A 20,061-nucleotide genomic window follows, 5' to 3' on the forward strand; every position below is an offset into this window, starting at 1 on the left:
ATCCAGTCCGGGGTTGAAGGGTCAGGCAAGCGCGTCCAGCGCGTCGTACAGGCTCTGGCTCTGGCGATAGAGCGTGTCGAAGATCGGCTGCATGCGGGCGTAACGCTCCACCCATGCCGGGTCCGGCAAGACTTCGGGCTGGTAGCGCACGAAGGCGTCCACCGCGCCTTGCAGGGAGGAGAAGCGGCCCGTGGCCGCCGCCGCCATGGCGGCACAGCCGACCAGGCCGCTCTCCGCCTCCTCCGGCACCACGATCGGAATGTTATAGGCACTGGCCTTGATCTTCAGCCAGAGCGGGCTTTTCGCGCCGCCACTGGTGGCAACAACACGTTCCACCCGCTGTCCCGCCCGCTCCGCCATGATGCGGAGCGAACGATTGCCGGCGAAGGCAACACCCTCCAGCAGCGCGCGATCGAGATGCGCAAGCTCATGCCCGGCGGCGAGGCCGAAATACTGCGCCCGCGCATTGCGATGGGCGCCGAGCCGCTCCCCCGTCAGATAAGGCAGGAAGAATAGCCCGCCGCTGCCGGCAGGCGCCTCCGCCGCACGGTCCATGATGCCGGCATAATCCAGCCGCTTCTCGTGCAAGGCGCGGCGCGCCCAGCGCACCGCATCCCCCCCGGTCTCGAGCAAAACGAAAGCGCCCCAATTCCCCTCGACCGTCGCGACATTGCAGATTTCGGCATCGAGGATCGGCTTCTCGGCAATTACCGTGATGATGCAGGACGTGCCGGTCACGTCCGAGGCGAGGCCCGGGCGGCAAACGCCGGACCCGAGGAGCGCCACCGGGTAATCCGCCCCACCCACGAGGACCGGCGTGCCCGCGCGAAGCCCGGTCTCGCCTGCGGCGCGGTCGGTGACGTGGCCCAGGATGTCCAGGCAACCGCGAATGGGCGGCAGTTTCGCGGTATCGAGGCCGAGGCTTTCAATCATGCCGATTGACCAGGTGGCCGTTTGGCAATCCATGAGGAAGCTGCAGGAGGCATCACCGGCATCCATGGCGACCTCGCCAGTCAGCCGGTAGTTGATGAAATCCTTCGGCATCAACACATGGGCCGTGCGGCGATAGGCCTCCGGGTCCTGCGCTTTGAGCCAGGCGAGCTTGAAGCCGGGCCAGGCCGGCGTCGGCGGATTGCCGGTACGGCCGAGATAGTCCGACGGCGCATGGGCCTTTTCATAAGCGGCGACGATCTCGGCCGTGCGCTTGTCGTTCCAGAGCGGTGCGGTCTCGCGGGCGAGACGCCCGTCAGCGTCGATCAGCACCGTGCCATGCATCTGGCCGCAGGCGGCGATCGCCTCGATCCGCCCGGCGGCATCGGGCTCGGCCGCCAGAAGCGCGCGGATGGCGGCGACGGTCCCCTCCCACCACTGCTCGGGCTTCTGCTCCGCCCAGCCGAATTGCGGCACGATCTGCTCATGTTCCTGGGCCGCCACGCGCCGAATACGGCCCGTGCCATCGATCAGCGCCGCGCGTGCGCTGCCCGTGCCGACGTCGATCGCGAGGATGAGATCCGTGGTCATCAGAGGCGGCCTTTCGGCTCAGCGTTTGAACCAGCGCGAGCCGTGCTGGAGGAGCATGGCGATGACGATGATCGCCCCCATGCAGACCTGCTGGTTATAGCCCGGCACGCCCACGAGGTTCATGATATTGCCGATCACGCCCATGACCAGCGCGCCGAGCAGCGTATTGATGACGCCACCGCGCCCGCCCATCAGGCTCGCGCCCCCGATGACGACGGCGGCGATGACGTTGAGTTCAGCGCCAACCCCGATGACCCCGGAACCGACACCCGTGCGGCTGGTTGTGATGATGCCGGCGACGGCCGCGAGCGCGCCGGAGATGATGTAGACCGCCATGATGTAGCGCGGCACCGGAATGCCGGAGAGGCGCACCGCTTCCCGGTTGGAACCGATGGCCTTCACCATGCGGCCGAACTTGGTGAAGTTCAGCACAACACCGGCAATTATGAAGACCAGCGCCATCAGCCAGACCGGATCGGGAATGCCGAGGAAGAAGCCTGAGCCGAAATTCTCGATCAGCGCGCCGGCCGTATCGTCCATCATGATCGGCTGGCCGTTGGAGATGATGAGGGCAAAGCCGCGCACGGCCGTCATCGCGGCAAGGGTGATGACGAAGGGCGGCAGGCCGGCATAGGCGACGAGGATGCCGGTAACGAGACCACAGCCGGCACCGGAGAGGACGGAGATGCCGAGGCCGAGACCCGTGCCATGGACGCCGATGGTAATGGCGCTGACGACACTGCCGAGCGCCAGGATGGAGCCCACGGACAGGTCAATGCCGCCCGTCAGGATTACGAACAGCATGCCGACCGCCATGATGCCCGTGCCAGCGATCTGGCGCAGCACGTTCATGATGTTGCGATCCGTGAGGAAGGCATGGGATTCGAAGGTCGCGCCCAGAACGAGCACGACAAAGATGCACAGGGTGCCGTAGCGGCGAAAGAATTCTCCGGCCTCGAAAGGCCGCCGGTGTGAGGAGGCCGGCGCGGAGGTTGCAGTATCACTCATGTCAGTTCACCGGCTGATGGGTATGCGCGGGCAGGTCTTCCGGATGGGCCTCGGCGGCCGCGATCGGCTTCGTCATCGCGAGTGCGAGGAGTTTCTCCTCGACATAATCCTCAGGCAGCAGCGTGCCGCGAAGCTCGCCCTCGGCCATGACCAGCACCCGGTCGCAGAGGCCGAACAGCTCCTGATGTTCGGAGGAGATAACGAGGATCGCGCGGCCGGCGGCGGCCAGTTCCTCGATCAGCCCATAGATTTCCCGCTTGGCGCCGACATCGACGCCGCGCGTCGGCTCGTCGAGGATGATCACGTCTCCCCCGGCATGGAACCATTTGGCGAGCACCACCTTCTGCTGGTTGCCGCCCGACAGGCTGGAGACCGGTGCCTCGACCCCGGCCGATTTCAGCCTGAGCTGGCGGCCGAGCCCGGTCACGGTCTCGCGTTCCGCGCGGCGGCGGATGAAGCCCGCCAGGTTCACCAGGGGCGCGAGCCGCGCGAGCGTGGTGTTGATGCGGATCGACATGTCGAGGATCGCGCCATGATGCTTGCGGTCTTCCGGCACGAGGCCGATACCGGCCAGCACCGCATCGAGCGGGGATGCGATGCGCACGACCTTGCCATGGACGCGGATTTCGCCGGCCTCCCGCGCGTCTGCACCGAAGATCAAGCGGGCCGTTTCGGTTCGACCGGAGCCGACCAGCCCGCCGAGACCCACGATCTCGCCGGCATGGACGGTCAGGCTGACCCCGCGCACCTTGACCCCACGCCGCAGATTGTCGACGCGCAGGACCTCCGCGCCGATCTTCCGCTGTTCAGCTTTGGGGAAAAGGGCGGACAGCGAACGGCCAACCATCATGCGGATGACGTCGTCGATCGTCGACTCACGCGGCGAGGTGACACCGACGAGCGCGCCATCCTTCATCACCGTCATGCGGTCGGCGATACGAAAAACCTCTTCCAGACGATGCGAAATATAGACGATGCCGACACCGCTTTCGCGCAGCACGGCGATGATCTCATGCAGCCGCTCGGCATCGCGCGCACCGAGCACGGCGGTCGGTTCATCAAAGACGATGACCTTGAGATCGCGCGCCAGCGCCTTGGCAATTTCCACCACCTGCTGCTGGGCGACGGCCAGATCACCCACGCGGCGGCGCACGTCGAGCTCGAAGCCCATGCGGGCGACCACCTCCCGCGCGCGGCGATTGAGGCGTGACCAGGAGATGGCGGCAGGCAATTCGCGCAGGAAGATGTTCTCGGCGACCGTCAGATCGGGCGCGAGCGCCAGTTCCTGGTGGATCACCGCAATGCCCAGATCGGCGGCGGCCTTGGGGTCGGCCAGGGTCAGCGGCCGGCCCTCGAAGGTGATCGTGCCGGCATCGGGCTGGATTTCCCCGCCCACCACGCGCATGAGCGTGGATTTGCCGGCGCCATTCTCGCCGAGCAGTGCATGAACCTCCCCCGCGCGGAGGGAGAAGTCCACGCCCTTGAGCGCCCTGACACCACCGAAGGATTTGGTGATACCGCGCAGCGTCAGGAGATCGCTCATCGCCGGTCCTACCGTGTCGCCACCTTAGAAGACGGCTTTCGGGTTGTAGTATTTGTCGACATTGTCTTTGGTGATCACGGCGGGCTTCGTGTAGTCAACGCGCGGGAAATCAGCCGGCAGCTTGCCGGCCACCGCTTCCAGCCCGACATCGACGCCGGTGCGCGCAACCAGATCGGGATCATTGAGACCGGTTGCGCCGTATTCGCCCTGCTTGATGAGTTCAAGCGCATCCTTCTGCCCGTCGGCGGCCGCCACCAGCAGCACGCCATTCAGCTTATGGGCTTCCTTCAGCGCATCGCGCGCGCCGAGAACCATGCTGTCATTCTCGCCGAGCACGACATTCACATCGGGATGGGCGGTGAGGATGTCTTCCATGGCTTTGAGGCCGCCATCGGTATTCCAGCCGCCCCAGCCCTGGGCCACAACGTCAAAGCCGGCATGCCCGCTTTTGACAAGCTGCTCCTCAAGAATGCCCTTCATGACACCGAGCCGCCGCTCCTCGCCGACGATATTGCCCTTGTCACCCGAAATCAGCGCGATCTTCATCGGCTTACCGGCCATCTTGTCCGCAATCCACTGGCCGACGAGAAAGCCGTTCTTGTCGTTGGAAGACTGCACCAGCGTCACGTAGTGGGCCTTGGGATCGAGACCGCTGTCGATGACCACGACCTTCACCCCCGCCCGCGCCGCCGAATCCACGGAATGGACCATGCCTTCAGGATCGCGCGGGTTGACGATGAGGAGCTGGATGCCCTTGGAGACCATGTCCTCCACGTCGCCGATCTGCTTGGTAAGGTCGTTCTGGCCATCGGCCGTTGTCACCGTGCAGCCGTGCTTCTTCGCCTCGTCCACGGCGGCAGCCATCTGCGCCGCGTAATACGGCGCGTTCAGCGTGAACATGGAAACGCCAACAGAACAGGCGGCCTGGGCGCCGGCGGCGGCCAGCGGCGTCAGTGTCAGCGCCAGGGCCGAGCCCAGGAGCAGGCGGCGAAATTTCGAGATTGTCATGTCCGTTCCCCCACACGCTTCCTTCCGGGAAGCATTTTTTGTAGCGATAATCCACACTATCATCGGCCGTCAACGCATATCAGGGGGATTTTGGGAAAATCTTGACGAACACCCCCTCGTAAAAGTAGCCATACTACAAAACCAAGGGAGCAGCGCCATGCCACTGCGCGAGCCAGTCATCTGTCCCGTCTCGGTCGCCACCGGGCGGCTCGGCAACGCCTCCGGGCGCTACGAGAAGCGACTTTCCGACCTTCTGGGCCTCTATGAGGATTCCGCCGCCTTCGAGGCCGAGCTGAACCGGGACGACCGCGTGGTCTATGAGGTGACGGATTATCGGCCCTCGGCCGATGCGGGGGACATGATCTTCGGCGTCACCCGCATGTCGCCGGGGCGGATCGGGCGCGAATATTTCTTCACCCGCGGTCATATCCATGCCCGCGCCGACCGGCCCGAAATCTACTACGGCGAGAGCGGTCAGGGCATCATGCTGCTGGAAAGCCCGGAGGGCGAGGTCCGCGCCCTGCCCATCGGGCCGCGCGACATCGTTTATGTCCCGCCCTATTGGATTCACCGATCGGTCAACGTCGGCAATGATGACCTGGTCATGACCTTCGCCTACCCCGCCGATTCCGGACAGGATTACGGGATCATCGAGCGTTCGGGCGGGATGCGGTCGCGGGTTGTTGCGAGCGCCGACGGCTGGGCACTGGCCGACAATGCGGCCTACCGCTTGCGCGCGCCGGCCGAGATCGACGCGCTTTTCGCCCGCAGCCGATAACCAGGAGACCGGATATGAGCGCGCTCTTCGACCGGATCGGCGCCATCGGCGTCGTGCCCGTCATCGCCATCGAGGACGCGGCCGCGGCGCTGCCATTGGCCGATGCCCTGCTGGAAGGCGGGCTGCCGCTCGCCGAAATCACCTTCCGCACCAGGGCGGCGGCGGAGGTGATGGCAACGTTGCACGAACGGCGCCCCGAACTGCTGATGGGTGCAGGTACCATCCTTGATGAGGCATCGCTGCGGGCGGCGAAGGATTGCCACGCCGCCTTCGGCCTGGCGCCGGGCTATGACGCGGCGATTGTCGCGGGCGCGGCGGCGATCGGCCTGCCCTTCGCACCTGGTATCATGACGCCTAGCGAGCTCGGGGCCGCCATCAAACAGGGTGCCACGCTCTGCAAATTCTTCCCCGCCGGCATCGCCGGGGGGCCGAAGGCCTTGTCCGGCATCGCAGCGCCCTTCGCCCATCTCACCCCGCGCTTCATCCCGACCGGTGGCGTGACCGAAGGCAACCTGGCCGAATGGCTTGCATTGACATCGGTGCTCGCCGTGGGGGGCACCTGGATTGCCACCACCGCCGATATCGCTGGCGGCCGCTGGGCCGATATCACGGCCAAGGCCCGGGCGGCCGTTGCGGCCGTCCGCGCCGCGCGTGGCGGTTGAGGAGAGAGACCATGGCCCTTCCCACACCCGCGACGCGGCCGACGCTCTATTTCATCGGCGTCTCCACCGGCCAAAGCTCCATCATGCGCGTCTTCCCGGCCTGGGCCGCGCATCTCGGTCTCGATGCCGAGATCAAGGGTATCGACTTTCCGCTTCACGCCGACCCGGCCGCCTATCGCGCGGCGGTGGCATTCATCCGCGACGATCCGATGTCCGCCGGGGCTCTGGTGACCACGCATAAGATCGATCTCTTTAAGGCCTGCCACGATCTTTTCGATGTGATCGACCCGCATGCGGCCTTCATGGACGAAACCAGCTGCATCTCGAAGCAAGACGGCAAGCTGGTCTGCCACGCGAAAGACCCGATCAGTTCCGGCCTGTCGCTGGACGGCTTCCTGCCGCCGGATCATTTCGCGCGGACGGGTGCGGAGGTCTTCTCCATGGGTGCCGGGGGATCGACCATCGCGCTGACCTGGCATCTCATGCGCCGCACCCGCGGCGCGAATGTGCCGAGCCGGATCGTCGTCTCCAACCGCAGCCAGGGCCGGTTGGACGAAATTGCCCGCATCCACCGCAACGTGCCGACCTACGTGCGGCTGGACTATGTGCTGGCACCGGACCCGCGCGACAATGACGCCGTGGTCGCCGGGCTGAAACCCGGCTCGCTCGTCATCAATGCCACCGGCCTGGGCAAGGATGCGCCGGGCTCCCCTCTCACCGATGCGGTACAGTTCCCGCAAGATGCGATCATCTGGGATCTCAATTATCGCGGCAATCTCATCTTTCTCGATCAGGCCCGTGCGCAGGAGAACCCGAAGCATCTGCAGATCGAGGATGGCTGGACCTACTTCATCCATGGCTGGACCCAGGTCATCGCGGAGGTGTTCCATATCACCATCCCGACCGGCGGGCCGGATTTCGACGCCCTCGCCCGGATCGCGGGTGAGGTCGGCGCCGTGAAGCGGGCTTGAGGCCATGGTGCAGAAGATCCTGGTAACCCCGCGCTCCCTGACCGCGCATCCGCATCCGTCCTTCGCGATTTTCGCCGAACATGACTTTGAACTCGTGATGGGGCCGCGCGGCCAGCAGCCGGACGAGGCGGCGCTGCTCGCCCTCATTCCGGATTGTGTCGGCTGGATCGCGGGCGTGGAGCCGGTGTCGGAAGCGGTGATCAATGCCGCGACCGCGCTGCGCGCCGTCAGCCGCAATGGCGTCGGCGTGGACAATCTGCCCGTCGCCCATCTCCAGGCGCGCGGCATCCAATTGCTGACGGCCGCTGCCGCCAATGCAGCAGGCGTCGCCGAACTCGCGCTTGCGCTGATCTTCTCGGCGCTGCGCCATGTGCCGGCGGCCGATGCCGGCATCAAGGCGGGCGGCTGGCCGCGCCGGCGGGGACGCGAAATCCGCAACTGTACCGTGGGTGTCATCGGTTGCGGTGCCATCGGCCGGGACGTGGCGAAGCTCACCGGCGCACTCGGCGCGCGAGTGATTGGCTATGATCCGATGCGGCCGAACTTCGAAACGCCTGCGGCCTTTCGCTGGGCCGATATCCCTGATTTGCTGGCGCAGTCTGACATCGTGACGCTGCATTGCCCGCCCCTGCCAAGCGAGCAACCGCTGATCGACGCGGCGGCGCTCGGGCAAATGCGCGAAGGCGCCATTCTCGTCAATACCGCGCGCGCGGCGCTGGTGGATGAGGCCGCCATCCTTGCCGCGCTCGAAAGCGGCTGGCTGGAAACCTATGCGGCCGATGTGTTCGCCGAAGAACCGCCACGCTCCCTCGCTCTCGCCGGCCATCCGCATGTGATCGCGACCAGCCACATCGGCGCCTTCACCGCGGAGAGCGTGGACCGTGCAACCATCGCCGCCATCGAGAACCTGATGAGCGTTCTGCGGGCCGAGAATGCCGGCCGGGTTTGAGGCGCAGCCCTTCGCCGGCCCACTCTCGGCCGAACTCGCCCGGCCGGAGTCGCCGGGCCTCGCCCTGTACTGGCTGGGACAGGCCGGCTTTCTGCTTCGCGGCGGCGGATTGACGCTGCTGATCGACCCCTATCTTTCGGATTCCCTCGCCGAGAAATATCGCGCCACGCCGCTGCCGCATCTGCGCATGATGCCGCCGCCCATCGCCCTCACGGAGATCGGTCCGGTCGACCTCATCCTCTGCACCCACGCCCATACCGACCATATGGATCCGGCCACCCTCGCCCCCTTGTTGGCGGCGCAACCCACCCTACGCCTGGTGGCCCCCCGCGCCAAGCGGGCGGAGGCGATGGCGCGCGGCGGCATCGGCGCAGAACGGATCGTGACCCTGGATGCCGGCGAAGCGGCGATGCCCCTGCCCGGCCTGCATCTCCGCGCGACCCGCGCGGCGCATGAAGATCTCGCCCAGGACGAAAGCGGCGCGCATCTCTTTCTCGGCTACGCCATCCGCCTGGCGGGCAAAACCGTGTTTCATTCGGGGGACAGCATTCCCTTTGCGGGACAGGTGGAGGAAGTACGGGCGCTCAAGGCCGATCTCGCCCTGCTGCCGGTCAATGGCCGCTCAGCCGCGCTTGCCCGCCAGAAGGTGCCGGGCAATTTCTTTCTCGATGAAGCGATCGCGCTGGCGGCCGCGGCCGGCATTCCCCGGATGATCGCGCACCACTTCGGCATGTTCGCCTTCAACACAACGCCCCGCGCGACAATTGAGGCCGCGGCTGCCCGCCCGGCACTGTCGCTCACCTTGCTGCCCGCCGCCACGGGCATGGAATACCGGCTGCTGCCCTGAGGCGACCGCGGCGCCTCAGCGCCGGCCGCGCTTGCGCCCCATTGGATCGCCCGGCTGAGGTAGCGCCCGACCTGACGGTGCTTCCCGACCGCCATACAGACGCCCGGGCGGGTAGTTTTAGTCCATACTGTGCTGACTAAATCGAGTCTGACGGGCAATGGGGCAAGGTGGCCCGCGTTTCTGTGGAATATCGGTCGATATGCTGCATTTTTCCCAGCTGAACGCATTCCTCGCTCCGCCTTGAGGGTGGCTTTTGTTGCCAGCCTGCGCCGGACTGCCTATCCGATTGCCGACCCCGACCGCAGCTGAGGCGCTATCCCATGCCCCGACCGCCCGAAGCCCAGAGCCGCCGCGCAGGGCCGAATATCGTCGAAGTCGTCCGCCTCTCGCTCGATACGCTGCGCAAATCGGAGCGCAAGGTCGCCCATCTCGTTCTCGCCGATCCCCAGCAGGTGCTGGCGGCGACCGTCGCTGATGTCGCGATGCTCGCCGGCGTCAGCCAGCCGACCGTCATTCGGTTCTGTGTCGCGGTCGGCTGCACAGGCTTTCACGAGTTCCGCCTGCGCCTGGCTCAAAGCGTCGCCCTCGGCACGCCCGCCACCCATTCCGCGATCCATGCCGACGACCCAACCTCGGCCGTCGTCGAAAAGATCTTCGATTTCACGCTGACCAGCCTCGATTGGGCACGCCACCATCTCGACCATGCCGCCCTCGCCCGCACCATCGATATCCTCGCGGCCGCGCGCTCCATCACCTTCATGGGGTTCGGCGCCTCCGGCATCGTTGCCCTCGATGCCGAGCAGAAGTTCCCCCTCTTCGGCATTCCCTGCCGCGCCGAGATTGACGCGCATCAACAGATCATGATGGCGGCGATGATGGCGCCGGGGGACGTGCTGGTCGCGATCTCCAATACCGGCCTGTCTGCGGGCATCATCAAAGCCGCGCGCATCGCGCGCGCGGCGGGGGCGACCACCGTTGCGCTCACCGGCACCCGCGCGGCGCTCTCCGACCATTGCGACGTCACCCTTCTCGCCGAAACGCTGGACAACACGAATGTTTTCACGCCGACTACCTCGCGCGTCGCGGCACTGGTGGTGATCGACATCCTGGCCAGTGCCGTCGCTCTCAGGCGCGCTCCGGCGCAACTCGACCGCATGCGGGACATGAAAAAGACTCTGGCAGGGTATCGCCAGGGTCTTGATCCGGCCGTGTCGGACCCCGAATGAGGGTCGGCCGCCGCCTCTGTGCGGCCCGAATGGACAGAGCGAGACAGGCGGATTACGCCACGTAAGATACATCGCCATTGCGGATTTCGGCTTTCATCATGCGCGATATCAGAACGCTTGACCTCAACCTCCTCCGGGCGCTCGACGCGCTGCTCGACGAACGCAGCGTAACAAGAGCCGCGGATCGCCTGGCCCTCACCCAGCCGGCGGTGAGCGGCATGCTGACGCGGCTGCGGGAGAGTTTCGACGATCCGCTCTTTCTCCGCACTCAGCGCGGCATCGTCCCGACGCTTCGCGCGCTGGGCCTCGCGGCTCCGGTGAAGCGCATTCTGAGCGAGATCGACTGTCTGCTGCAACCGCCCGGCTTCGACCCTGCGACCGCGGATTTCACCCTGTCCGTCGCCGCCACGGATTATGCGCTGCGCGTTATCCTGGTGCCCTTCATCGCCCGGCTACGGCGCCTCGCACCGCGTCTCCGGGTCGCGGTGCGGCCGATCGAGACCGCCCGCCTTCAGGGCGCCCTGGAACGCGGCGATCTCGACCTCGTGCTGGTAACACCGGAGAACACCCTGCCGGAGTTGCACGCCCGGCATCTCTTTACCGAGCATTACGTCGGCGCACTGCGGCACGATCACCCTGATGCAATGGCGGGCAAACTGTCGCTCGATCGCTTCTGCGCGCTCGACCATGCCCTCGTTTCCTATACGGGCGGCGGTTTCAGCGGTGTCACGGATTCGGAACTCGCCAAGCTCGGGCGCAGCAGGCGCGTCGTCGTCTCGATCACCAGCTTCCTCGTGCTGCTCGATATCCTGCGCACGACCGATCTCCTGGCCGTCGTTCCTGCCAAGCTTCTGAATGAGGTCGAGGGGATCCGGCTGATCGAGCCACCGCTCGCGATCCCCGGCTTCGATCAGGTCGCGGCCTGGCATGACCGGACCCATCGCGACCCCGGCCATCAATGGGCACGCAGCCTGCTCTTCGAAACCTGCCAGGATCTCGGCTGCCATCGGCACATCCAGCCACCGGCGGCCGCCGGCTGAAGCGCCTTCAGGCGGCAGGCAGGGCCGCGGCCTCGCGGGCAAGCCGGGCGCGCAGCCGCGTGACCTCGTGGCCGGTCACGCGCAGTGGCGCATAGCCCTGCGCCTCGAAGATGAGGGAGATGTCCCGCGCCGCACTCCCCCAGGCCGGATGCAGCGCGATCGCTCCGACGCCGTTGGCGAAGGACGAGCGGTCCCCGGTGTCAAGATAGGTCTCGGCGGGAAGGCCCTCGGCCAGAACCGCAGCATGGCGGTCGAGTTCGAGATGGAAGTAGGTGACGGTCTCCACCTTCTGCTGGCGGATCGTCGTGCCGTTGATCAGATGCTTGACCGGCACAAGCACGCCTTCGGCATAGAGGGCGTGATCGGGCGAGAGGAAGAGGTCCCGCGCCGGGAGGCCGATGCCGAAGGCGTGGGCGCTGATGTGGACCGGCAGCACGGCCTCGGGCGTCGGATGACGCACGCAATCGACATGGCGATGGCCGATCCAGCGGATCGGCTCAGGCCGGCCCTCCACCGTCAGCACGCAATCGCCGATCGCGAGCGTCTCCACCGCCAACGTGCCGCCCGGCGTCGCGATTCCGGTGCCTGCGGCGAAGCAGGCGATAACAACCGCATCGGCCGCCGTGCCGCCGGTCGAACCGGTCACGTCCAGGATCATCGGATCGCTCAGGCCCGTCACCGCCGTCAGCGTGCCGCCGCTCTCCACGGCGTCATACATGGTCAGCGTGTAGGTGCCGATCCCGAAGTCATAGGCATTGCTCAGCCAGTTGCCATCGACATCGGCGGGCGCGGTGATCGTCGTCGTCCCGCTGACGGTATTCTGCACCAGGATGACGGCCTGGTCATAAGCATTGACCTTGTCGGTATAGGCGCCGATGCCGGTGATTGTTTCGCCGGCCGTGAAGCTGCCCTGCACGGCGGCCGAACCGGTCCAGCCATGCCCTGTCACCGTGCCGCCGCTGTTCTCGATCAGAACGTCATTCGTATCGTAACCGGCCCAGCCGAACTGCATTGCCCCGTCCGAGGAGGTGATGGTGCCGGCGACGGCGGGGGTCGGGGAATAGCTGCCCGGGGTAATAACCGCACCCGCCAAGGCCGAGAGCGTTCCGGCCTGGCTGATGACGGCAACCGGCGGCGCTGGCAGCACAGTTGGAAAACCGCCGCTGCCAGGGAGATTCGAATTCGATCCAATATTCTCGACCACGAGGTTCGGATTGAAGGTGACCGTATCGCCAACCGTGAAATTGACCGTCATCGTCGAGACATATTGGCCGCCCGAGGACGGGCCCGAAACGGTCGCCAGACCGTCGATCGCCTGGGACGCCGCCTGCCCGTTGTAGTTTGGGTTAGCAAAGAGGCCGCCACTGCCCGTGGTCGTATAAAGATCGTAGGCCTTGGCGTCCGGTGTGCCGGCGCCGACCGTGATCTGATAGAGGGACACGCCGGAATCCGCCGTCGGCAGATTGACCGTCATAGACCCGGAATTGGTGTCGATCACGCTGCCGGTGGTGCCGCCGTTCAGAACCGGTGCGACCGTCCAATCTCCGGTTGATCCCGCAATCGTCCATTCATGCCAGAGGCCGATATTCGTCAGGGTCTCCTGGCCCACGACATAGGTGGCGGAACCGTCGATCGACACCGTCTCCCAGCCTGCGCTGTCGTAAAAGCCGAGCGTGATCTTGCTGGAAGGATCCAGCTCGATCCCGGCATTGGCACCGACGGCGGCATAGAAGCTGAAGGTCAGATTGGCGCCGGCGGCATTGGCTTCGACCGGCGCGTAGGTGCCGGTCGACGCGATACTGTCGTAGATCTCAGGTGTCGTATAGCCACTCGGCGTTTCGCCTTGCCCGAACACAGTGAGGTTGATGGTAGCGGCATCCGTGCCGCTGCTGTCCGCCACATCCAGCAGCGGACCGCCCTGGGCATAGTGACTCATCAACAGGTCGGAATAGGGCGAGCCATAGGAATTGGAATGCGCGTAGAAAACCTGGGAATAGGGATCATCGGCATAGCCGGTGCCGGAACTGACCACCGTTCCGGTATCTTGCCGGAAGGCGTAGGCGGGGTTCCAGTTGTAGTTCTGGTCAAGGTCGATCGTCTGCGTCATGCCCTGGGTCACGACGGTCGCCTGCTGGCCGTAATAGCCGGCGGTGAAGCCGGTCAGAAACTGCGCGAGGATCGCCCCCCATTGCGTATTGTCGCCGACGCCCACGGTATCGAGCAGTGCGCTGCTCGTGCTCGGCGTGGCGTAGATGCTGACCGAGCCGACCTGGGAGAAGACATTCTGCTCGATCTCGGCGGGGGTCAGCTGAATCGCCCCTTGAATCTGGCTGCTGGCCGTGGGCACCAGCCAGAAATCGGTGCCGTCCCATTGCAGCGTGTAGGCGTAGAAGCCGGCATTGTGCCACACGCCGCTCGCATCCGGCGCGCCGTTGAACAGGCCGGTGATGGTGACGTCGGAGGCGATCGTCTCCATCGCCGCGACATAGGGAGCCCAACCATCCTGGGGGTAAGGGTCGGTCGTCGAGGGAGCCGTGCCCGGCTGGTTCACCGCCGTCGGCGAAACGGCCATCCGGAATTGGCCCGAAAGTCCGCCGGTGGTGAAGGTGTTGGTTACACTGGTCCCGGCATTGGCAAGGCTGACGCTTTGTTCGACATCGCTCACGATGGTGCTGCCCGGCACGGCATAGCCGACGCTGCTGGTGCTGCCGTCATTGATGGCGGAGAGTTCCATCGGCAGGGCAAAGCCATTGACCGAAGTCAGGTTAGCGGCATCGGTCGTTGTGCCGGTGAGCGTCACCTCCATGCTGTCGAAGGCGAAATCATAAGTCCCGGCATTGTCCGGCGAGATGAAGGCCTGGTTGTGCAGGGCCTGGTCGAGGGTGGTGGTAACGGTGCCCGTCGTCACCACGGTCGAACCACTTTCGACGACGATGTAGAGCTTGCCGCCGCTCAGCGTCTCGCCATTGGCGACCAGCGGAATTCCGTAGTCGACGGCATTGGCGACGGAGCCGCCCGCGATGATCGTGCCATCGCCGTCAATCGTTCCGCTATCGGTGATGATGCCGTCATTCACCAATGTCGTCTCGGAAACGAAATCACTGGAGTCGAACAGCACGGCATAGGCATAGACGTCCTGCCCTGCAGCCCCTGTACCGACGTTCAGAATGTCCCCGTTCAGGAAATCCTGCGTCAGCGTGAGGTCAAGCGTGGTTCCGGTCGATGCCATGGCATAAGCCCCCAGCAATGTTCGGAAGAGCGGATGCGGGAGACGGAAGCTCGATTTTTGTTATTGAGCTCAATCGTCAACGCAACGATATCGCGCAGCGGCGCATATCGTCAAGTTCCCGCAACGATTTCGTACCAATGAGATAAGCCTCGTCGGGGCAACGACATATTTTAATTGCTTTTTAATAACTAAAATGGTCTGAGCAGCCGCTCGATGTAGTCGAGCGCCGGCCTGGAGAGGCTGCGGTCGCCCGCCCGGTCGCGCAGCTCCTGCAGAATGGCCCGGAGCTGCGCCTGCTGGGCGCCTTCGGGCAGGGCGATGTCGGCGCCGATGCTCGATCCCTGCCCACTGTCGAACGGCCGGCCGAGCGGGTCCGTTGCCTGGTCGCCGGACTGGTAGCCGAGGCTTGGCAGGCCGCCCGTCTGCCCGGGCCCCGACTCGCCACCGATCTGGAACAGCCCGCCGCCCTGCCCCTGCTGGCTCAGTTGCCGGCCCAGCGCATTGGCCGCCCGCTGCAGGCCGAGCAGCGCCTGCTGCTGAGCATGGGCTGCCTGCGCATCCTGCCCCACCTGCAGTTGCTGCACGGCGTCTCCCATCGCCCGGCCTGCCGCCTGGATGGCGGCACCGCGACGCGCGGCGAGACCACTGAGCGATGCCCGCAGTGCAGCCTGGCCGGCGGCGTCCTTGCGCTGCGCCGCCTGATCCGGACTATCGGCTTCGGCCCGCTGGGTCGAGCGGTCCATCAGGGCCGCCTGCTGCTGCATCAAGCTCTGCAACTTCTGCAGGTCCTGCTCTGCCTGGGCCCGCGCCGCCTGCTGGCGCGGATCGGGTTTGACGACCCGCGCCTGTTCGAGCGCGGCGAGGCTCTTCTGTAGCGCTGCCATGGCTTGGCGCATCGCCTGCGCGTCCCCCGCCTTGGCCGCATCCTCCATGGCTTTGAGTTGTTGGGCGAGGCGCTGCAGATCGAGCGGCGGGGCGCCCGAGGGCGTCCCCACCGCAGCACCCTGACGCTGCGCCATCTGCAGCAGCGTCGACAGATGCTGCAGCACGGCCGACTGCATCTGTTGCATGAGCCGGGAGAGCTGGCTCGCCGAGGGGTTGGCGCCGGCGAGCGCCTGCTTCAGCGCCGCTTCCGCCTGGGCCAGAGACTGTGCACTGTCCGCCGCGTCCCCCTGTTCGAAATGCAGCGCCACATCCCACAGCGTCGCCTCGACCGGGGCGAGCACCCCGGCATCACGATCCTGGGCCAGCTGCCAGCCGGCGGCGATCAGCGGCAGCACGGTTTTCTCGGCCTTGCCGCCAGCGAGGGCAGCCGCGCCCACCTCGAAGATCGCATGCGCTCCGGCGCCGCGCCGCGCCGGCGTCAGCGGGCTCGGCATCTCGACCAACGCCTTGCGGATATCGGCGACTTCCCGTGCGAATGGGTCCTGGAAAGGCCGCTCCGGCAGGGTCACGGTTTCGACCGGCGAGGTGCCGCTCTGCCCGGCAGCGTCCTGCGCCACGAGTTGCATCTGCACAGGCAGACCCGCCCAGGGATTGGCGCTGAGATCCGCGACCTGCACGGCGTCGATCGACGGCGCCGGCCCGGAGGGCAGCGCGAGCGTCAGGGTAAGCGGCGGCGCCTCGGGATGGGAGACGAGACGGGCCTGCATGCGGGCCGAGACAACGGCATAATCATCCGCCCCATGCCAGGAGATGCGCAGGCTGTGGCCGTCCGCATCGGTGCCCGGCGTGCCAGTGAAGGCAATGGCGGGCGGCCCGTCGGGCTGCACCATGAGGGTCCAGCGCGCGAGGGCATCGCCACCGCCGCGCAGCGTGACGATACCGCTGTGGTCGAGGGTGGTCTGCAGCTGGAAGCTTCCGGCATCGAGCTGCTCGAACTGCCCATCCACACCGTCGATCCGGGGGGAATGGGCAAGCCCCGAGACCGTGACCGTCAGCCGTGCGCCGCGCGGCACCCGGCTTTCGGCCTCTTGCGCGTGAAGAAGGATGGGCGGCCGGCCGGTATAGGCGGGCGGCGTGATCCAGGCGGTGACGGCAGGCGGCGGCGCTGGCGGGCCGAAGAGCCGCGCAGGGTCAATGGCATAAGCCTCCTCGAGCCGGAGCCACGCCGCCGGGCCTGCGGTCCAGAGACAGGCGACGACAGCGGCGACGATGCCGCCGCGAAACAGCAGGTCACGCGGCCGCGCGCGCCACGGCCAGGGCAGCCCGAGGCGCAGCCGGGCGGTCGCGGCCAGGCTCCGCGCACGGTGCGCCCGCCAGAGCAGAAGGGCGGCATGATCATGCTGCGCCGGCGTATCCTCGAGCGTTGCCAGCGGATCATGCGCGAGGCCGGAGGCACGGCGGAGACGCGCCCGCGCCGCCCGTTCGTCCGGCCAGCGCAGACGCATGAGGCCGAGGGCGAGCAGCGCGGCCGCGCCCAGCAGGTCGAGCAGGCACAGAAGCGTGGTGGCGAAGGGCCCTGCCCGCTGCAACAGACCAAGCAGCGCCGCGCAGACATAAAGGGCGAGCAGGCCGAGCGGGGGCCAAAGCACGGGCCAAATCGCCTCGAAGGCGAGCACCCATTGCGCCGCACGCTGCCAGCGCAGCAGCCGGCGCGGCAGCGGCGGGCCACGACGGCCTGCCCCACGGGGCGCCGGGCCGCCGGGCGCCCGGCCGCCACGCCCGGAGAACGGAAGGGTCAGGCCCCGGTCTCGTCCGCGATCGCGAGCCATGCCGGTATCACTTCCCGAGACCAGAGGGCGGAGACCTCCTGCCGCGGCGTGATGGCCGCCCAGCGATTGCCGTCGACCAGTGCCGCCGCCGCCAGCGGCCGGGCATTGTAGGTGGAACTCATCACCGCACCGTAGGCGCCCGCGTCGAGAATCGCCACCAGCGCGTCGGGGGCGAGCGGCGGCAGCAGGCGGCCTCGCGCGAAGGTGTCTCCTGTCTCGCAAACCGGACCCACGACATCCACGGGCACGGCGGGGGCCGCCACATCGGCCGCCGCGACAGGAACGATGCCATGCCACGCGTCATACATCGCTGGCCGCACGAGGTCGTTCATGGCGGCGTCCAGCACCAGGAAACTGCCATTGCCGGTTTTCTTGGCGAGCACCACGGAGGAAAGCAGCACACCGGCCGGGCCCACCAGCCAACGCCCCGGCTCCATCATCAATTGGAGACCGAGTGCGCCCAGATGGCGCGCCATGACAGTGGCATAGTCCGCGACCGAAATTCCCTGGCCGGCCTCATAGGAAATGCCGATGCCGCCGCCGCAATCCAGTCGTGCAACCGTGTGGCCTGCCGCACGGAGACGAAAAACCATGTCGGCCATGCGGGCGAAAGCGGCATCGAAGGGTCCGACCGAAACAATCTGGCTGCCGATATGCATGGCGAGCCCCAGGGGATTGAGGCCCGGAAGGCTCGCGGCATAGGCATAGACGCTTTCGACCTCGTCCCAGGCGATGCCGAACTTGTTCTCGGCGAGACCCGTTGTGATCTTGGCGTGGGTCTCGGCGTCTACATCCGGGTTGACGCGCAGCACGAGATCGACCGGGCGGCCCGCGGGCTCGGCGATCGCCGAGAGCATGGCAAGTTCCTCGCGGCTCTCGACATTGATCTGGCCAATCCCCTCGCTGACCGCGTGCCGGAGATCCCGGGCCGATTTGCCGACCCCGGAATAGACGATATGGCCGGCCGCGATGCCGGCATGCCGGGCACGGGCGAGTTCGCCGCCGCTCACCACATCGGCGCCTGCCCCTTCGGCCGCGAGCAGCGCCAGAATGGCGAGATGGTCATTCGCCTTCACCGCATAATGGATCTGGGTGGCGCCAAGACCAACATCGGCCAGGGCGGCGCGGAGTTGGCGGAAGCGGGCCCTGATCGTGCCTGCGCCATAGACCCAGGTCGGCGAGCCGAGCGCGGCGGCGATATCGACGAGAGCGACCCCTTCCAGCATCAACCCCTGCGCCGGATCCATATTCAGATGCGGGCGCGCCGCGATCAGTGCGGCCGCATCCGGCTCGGCCCCAGGCGTGGGGCCAGAAAAATCTGCCATGGCTACTGGGCCGGGTAGGGAAGGCGCGGATAGATGATGTCGGAGGCGGGGCCCGGCTGCTGGTTGGGACCAACCTTGCCGCAAGCGGCCAGCGCCAGAAGCCCGGCAAGCAGCAGAAGGCGCATCGTCATGCCACGGCTTCCTTGTCGAGAGTGTCTCTCCAGCGTGCAGCCTCGGCTGCCACATTGGCAGGCGCCGTGCCGCCATGGCTGGTGCGCGACGCGACCGAGGCCGCGACCGTCAGCACATTATAGACATCCGCGGTGATCCCCGGCTCGACAGATTGCATGGCAGCGAGATCGAGGCTGGCGAGATCGACGTCCCGCGCTTCCGCCAGCGCGACCAGCCGACCTGTGACATGATGGGCCTGTCGGAAGGGCAGTTTCAGCGTGCGCACGAGCCAGTCGGCGAGATCGGTCGCGGTCGCGAAGCCCTGGCCCGCCGCCGCCGCCATGCGGGCGAGTTCTGGCATGAGATCGCGCACCATGCCTTCGGTTGCGGCGAGAGACAGCGCCAACGCATCCGCCGCCTCGAAGACCGGCTCCTTGTCCTCCTGCATGTCCTTGCAATAGGCGAGCGGCAGGCCCTTCATCACCGTCAGCAGCGCCACCATGGAGCCGGTGATGCGCCCGGTCTTGGCCCGCACCAGTTCCGCCGCATCCGGATTGCGCTTCTGCGGCATGATGGAACTGCCGGTGGTGAAGGCATCCGACAGGCGGATGAAGCGGAAGGGCGCGCTGCACCAGATCACGATCTCCTCCGCCAGGCGGGAGAGATGCGTGGCACAGATCGCCGCCGCGGCGAGGAATTCCAGCGCGAAATCTCGGTCCGAGACGCTATCGAGCGAATTGGCGGTCGGTCGGTCGAAGCCGAGTGCGGCAGCGGTCGCGTGCCGGTCGATGGGGAAGGATGTGCCGGCAAGCGCCGCAGCCCCGAGCGGGCTTTCGTTCAGACGCTTGCGGCAATCCGCGAGACGCCCGCGATCCCTCGCCAGCATCTCGACATAGGCCATCAGGTGATGGCCGAAGGTCACCGGCTGGGCGGTCTGCAAATGGGTGAAACCGGGCATGGGATCAGCCGCGTGTTCTGCCGCGCGCTCCACCAGCGCGCGCATAACGCCGGTCATCTGGGCCGAAAGCCCGTCGATCGCATCCCTCACCCATAGCTTGAAGTCGGTCGCGACCTGATCGTTGCGGCTGCGGCCGGTATGCAACCGGCGCCCGGCATCGCCGATGCGCTC

General features: G+C 66.6%; 16 protein-coding genes. 7 read left to right on the forward strand and 9 right to left on the reverse strand.

The annotated features are described in order from the left end of the window. Positions 1–21: 21 nt before the first annotated feature. From VL752_RS18685 to VL752_RS18700, 4 genes are read right to left on the reverse strand one after another with little or no spacing between them, the layout of a single operon-like run. Positions 22–1,521, reverse strand: coding sequence for a xylulokinase (locus VL752_RS18685; protein ID WP_325357532.1), 1,500 nt, complete (start codon positions 1,519–1,521; stop codon positions 22–24). An 18-nt stretch (positions 1,522–1,539) separates the two neighbouring features. Next, positions 1,540–2,529, reverse strand: a complete 990-nt coding sequence (locus VL752_RS18690) for an ABC transporter permease (RefSeq protein WP_325357533.1) — start codon at positions 2,527–2,529, stop codon at positions 1,540–1,542. A 1-nt stretch (position 2,530) separates the two neighbouring features. Further along, on the reverse strand, positions 2,531–4,072 hold the full coding sequence (locus VL752_RS18695) for a sugar ABC transporter ATP-binding protein (RefSeq protein WP_325357535.1): 1,542 nt from the start codon (positions 4,070–4,072) through the stop codon (positions 2,531–2,533). Positions 4,073–4,096: 24 nt separating this feature from the next. Next, the gene (locus VL752_RS18700) at positions 4,097–5,080 is read right to left on the reverse strand and encodes a substrate-binding domain-containing protein (RefSeq protein ID WP_325357537.1); all 984 of its coding nucleotides are present in this window, start codon (positions 5,078–5,080) and stop codon (positions 4,097–4,099) included. A gap of 157 nt (positions 5,081–5,237) precedes the next feature. Here VL752_RS18700 and VL752_RS18705 point away from each other — a divergent pair, with 157 nt between their 5' ends. The 7 genes from VL752_RS18705 (at position 5,238) to VL752_RS18735 (ending at position 11,553) form a co-directional block, all read left to right on the forward strand. Continuing rightward, complete coding sequence (locus VL752_RS18705; protein ID WP_325357539.1) at positions 5,238–5,858, forward strand: glucose-6-phosphate isomerase; 621 nt, start codon at positions 5,238–5,240, stop codon at positions 5,856–5,858. A 14-nt stretch (positions 5,859–5,872) separates the two neighbouring features. After that, positions 5,873–6,520, forward strand: a complete 648-nt coding sequence (gene eda / locus VL752_RS18710) for a bifunctional 4-hydroxy-2-oxoglutarate aldolase/2-dehydro-3-deoxy-phosphogluconate aldolase (protein WP_325357541.1) — start codon at positions 5,873–5,875, stop codon at positions 6,518–6,520. 11 nt (positions 6,521–6,531) lie between these two features. After that, positions 6,532–7,491, forward strand: a complete 960-nt coding sequence (locus VL752_RS18715; RefSeq protein WP_325357543.1) for a shikimate dehydrogenase family protein — start codon at positions 6,532–6,534, stop codon at positions 7,489–7,491. A gap of 4 nt (positions 7,492–7,495) precedes the next feature. Continuing rightward, positions 7,496–8,440, forward strand: coding sequence for an NAD(P)-dependent oxidoreductase (locus tag VL752_RS18720; RefSeq protein ID WP_325357545.1), 945 nt, complete (start codon positions 7,496–7,498; stop codon positions 8,438–8,440). Further along, complete coding sequence (locus tag VL752_RS18725; protein WP_325357547.1) at positions 8,424–9,287, forward strand: MBL fold metallo-hydrolase; 864 nt, start codon at positions 8,424–8,426, stop codon at positions 9,285–9,287. Before VL752_RS18720 ends, VL752_RS18725 begins: the two co-directional genes overlap by 17 nt. A gap of 320 nt (positions 9,288–9,607) precedes the next feature. Next, complete coding sequence (locus VL752_RS18730; RefSeq protein WP_325357549.1) at positions 9,608–10,513, forward strand: SIS domain-containing protein; 906 nt, start codon at positions 9,608–9,610, stop codon at positions 10,511–10,513. A gap of 98 nt (positions 10,514–10,611) precedes the next feature. Continuing rightward, positions 10,612–11,553: a LysR family transcriptional regulator gene (locus VL752_RS18735; protein ID WP_325357551.1), complete on the forward strand. Its 942-nt coding sequence runs from the start codon at positions 10,612–10,614 to the stop codon at positions 11,551–11,553. A gap of 7 nt (positions 11,554–11,560) precedes the next feature. Here VL752_RS18735 and VL752_RS18740 read toward each other — a convergent pair whose 3' ends face one another. The 5 genes from VL752_RS18740 to argH form a co-directional block, all read right to left on the reverse strand. After that, the gene (locus VL752_RS18740) at positions 11,561–14,782 is read right to left on the reverse strand and encodes a Hint domain-containing protein (RefSeq protein WP_325357553.1); all 3,222 of its coding nucleotides are present in this window, start codon (positions 14,780–14,782) and stop codon (positions 11,561–11,563) included. A gap of 188 nt (positions 14,783–14,970) precedes the next feature. Next, positions 14,971–17,496 (reverse strand): DUF4175 family protein, encoded by a 2,526-nt coding sequence (locus tag VL752_RS18745; protein WP_325357555.1) that lies wholly within the window; start codon positions 17,494–17,496, stop codon positions 14,971–14,973. Continuing rightward, the gene (gene lysA / locus VL752_RS18750; RefSeq protein WP_325357557.1) at positions 17,463–18,821 is read right to left on the reverse strand and encodes a diaminopimelate decarboxylase; all 1,359 of its coding nucleotides are present in this window, start codon (positions 18,819–18,821) and stop codon (positions 17,463–17,465) included. The genes VL752_RS18745 and lysA overlap by 34 nt, the downstream gene beginning before the upstream one ends. Before the next feature lie 2 nt (positions 18,822–18,823). Next, positions 18,824–18,952 carry a hypothetical protein gene (locus VL752_RS18755; RefSeq protein ID WP_325357559.1) on the reverse strand — a complete coding sequence of 43 codons (129 nt, stop codon included), beginning with the start codon at positions 18,950–18,952 and terminating at the stop codon, positions 18,824–18,826. Beyond that, positions 18,949–20,061 (reverse strand): argininosuccinate lyase (gene argH, locus VL752_RS18760; RefSeq protein WP_325357561.1); only part of this gene is annotated, 1,113 nt, incomplete at its 5' end. The genes VL752_RS18755 and argH, both read right to left, overlap by 4 nt.

This window comes from Acidisoma sp. (assembly GCF_035492295.1).
Lineage (GTDB): Bacteria > Pseudomonadota > Alphaproteobacteria > Acetobacterales > Acetobacteraceae > Acidisoma.

Excerpts from the sequence above, each read along its gene's own strand:
- VL752_RS18685 (WP_325357532.1), bottom strand. The coding sequence starts at position 1,521 with ATGACCACGGATCTCATCCTCGCGATCGACGTCGGCACGGGCAGCGCA.
- VL752_RS18690 (WP_325357533.1), bottom strand. The coding sequence starts at position 2,529 with ATGAGTGATACTGCAACCTCCGCGCCGGCCTCCTCACACCGGCGGCCT.
- VL752_RS18695 (WP_325357535.1), bottom strand. The coding sequence starts at position 4,072 with ATGAGCGATCTCCTGACGCTGCGCGGTATCACCAAATCCTTCGGTGGT.
- VL752_RS18700 (WP_325357537.1), bottom strand. The coding sequence starts at position 5,080 with ATGACAATCTCGAAATTTCGCCGCCTGCTCCTGGGCTCGGCCCTGGCG.
- VL752_RS18705 (WP_325357539.1), top strand. The coding sequence starts at position 5,238 with ATGCCACTGCGCGAGCCAGTCATCTGTCCCGTCTCGGTCGCCACCGGG.
- eda (WP_325357541.1), top strand. The coding sequence starts at position 5,873 with ATGAGCGCGCTCTTCGACCGGATCGGCGCCATCGGCGTCGTGCCCGTC.
- VL752_RS18715 (WP_325357543.1), top strand. The coding sequence starts at position 6,532 with ATGGCCCTTCCCACACCCGCGACGCGGCCGACGCTCTATTTCATCGGC.
- VL752_RS18720 (WP_325357545.1), top strand. The coding sequence starts at position 7,496 with ATGGTGCAGAAGATCCTGGTAACCCCGCGCTCCCTGACCGCGCATCCG.
- VL752_RS18725 (WP_325357547.1), top strand. The coding sequence starts at position 8,424 with ATGCCGGCCGGGTTTGAGGCGCAGCCCTTCGCCGGCCCACTCTCGGCC.
- VL752_RS18730 (WP_325357549.1), top strand. The coding sequence starts at position 9,608 with ATGCCCCGACCGCCCGAAGCCCAGAGCCGCCGCGCAGGGCCGAATATC.
- VL752_RS18735 (WP_325357551.1), top strand. The coding sequence starts at position 10,612 with ATGCGCGATATCAGAACGCTTGACCTCAACCTCCTCCGGGCGCTCGAC.
- VL752_RS18740 (WP_325357553.1), bottom strand. The coding sequence starts at position 14,782 with ATGGCATCGACCGGAACCACGCTTGACCTCACGCTGACGCAGGATTTC.
- VL752_RS18745 (WP_325357555.1), bottom strand. The coding sequence starts at position 17,496 with ATGGCTCGCGATCGCGGACGAGACCGGGGCCTGACCCTTCCGTTCTCC.
- lysA (WP_325357557.1), bottom strand. The coding sequence starts at position 18,821 with ATGGCAGATTTTTCTGGCCCCACGCCTGGGGCCGAGCCGGATGCGGCC.
- VL752_RS18755 (WP_325357559.1), bottom strand. The coding sequence starts at position 18,952 with ATGACGATGCGCCTTCTGCTGCTTGCCGGGCTTCTGGCGCTGGCCGCT.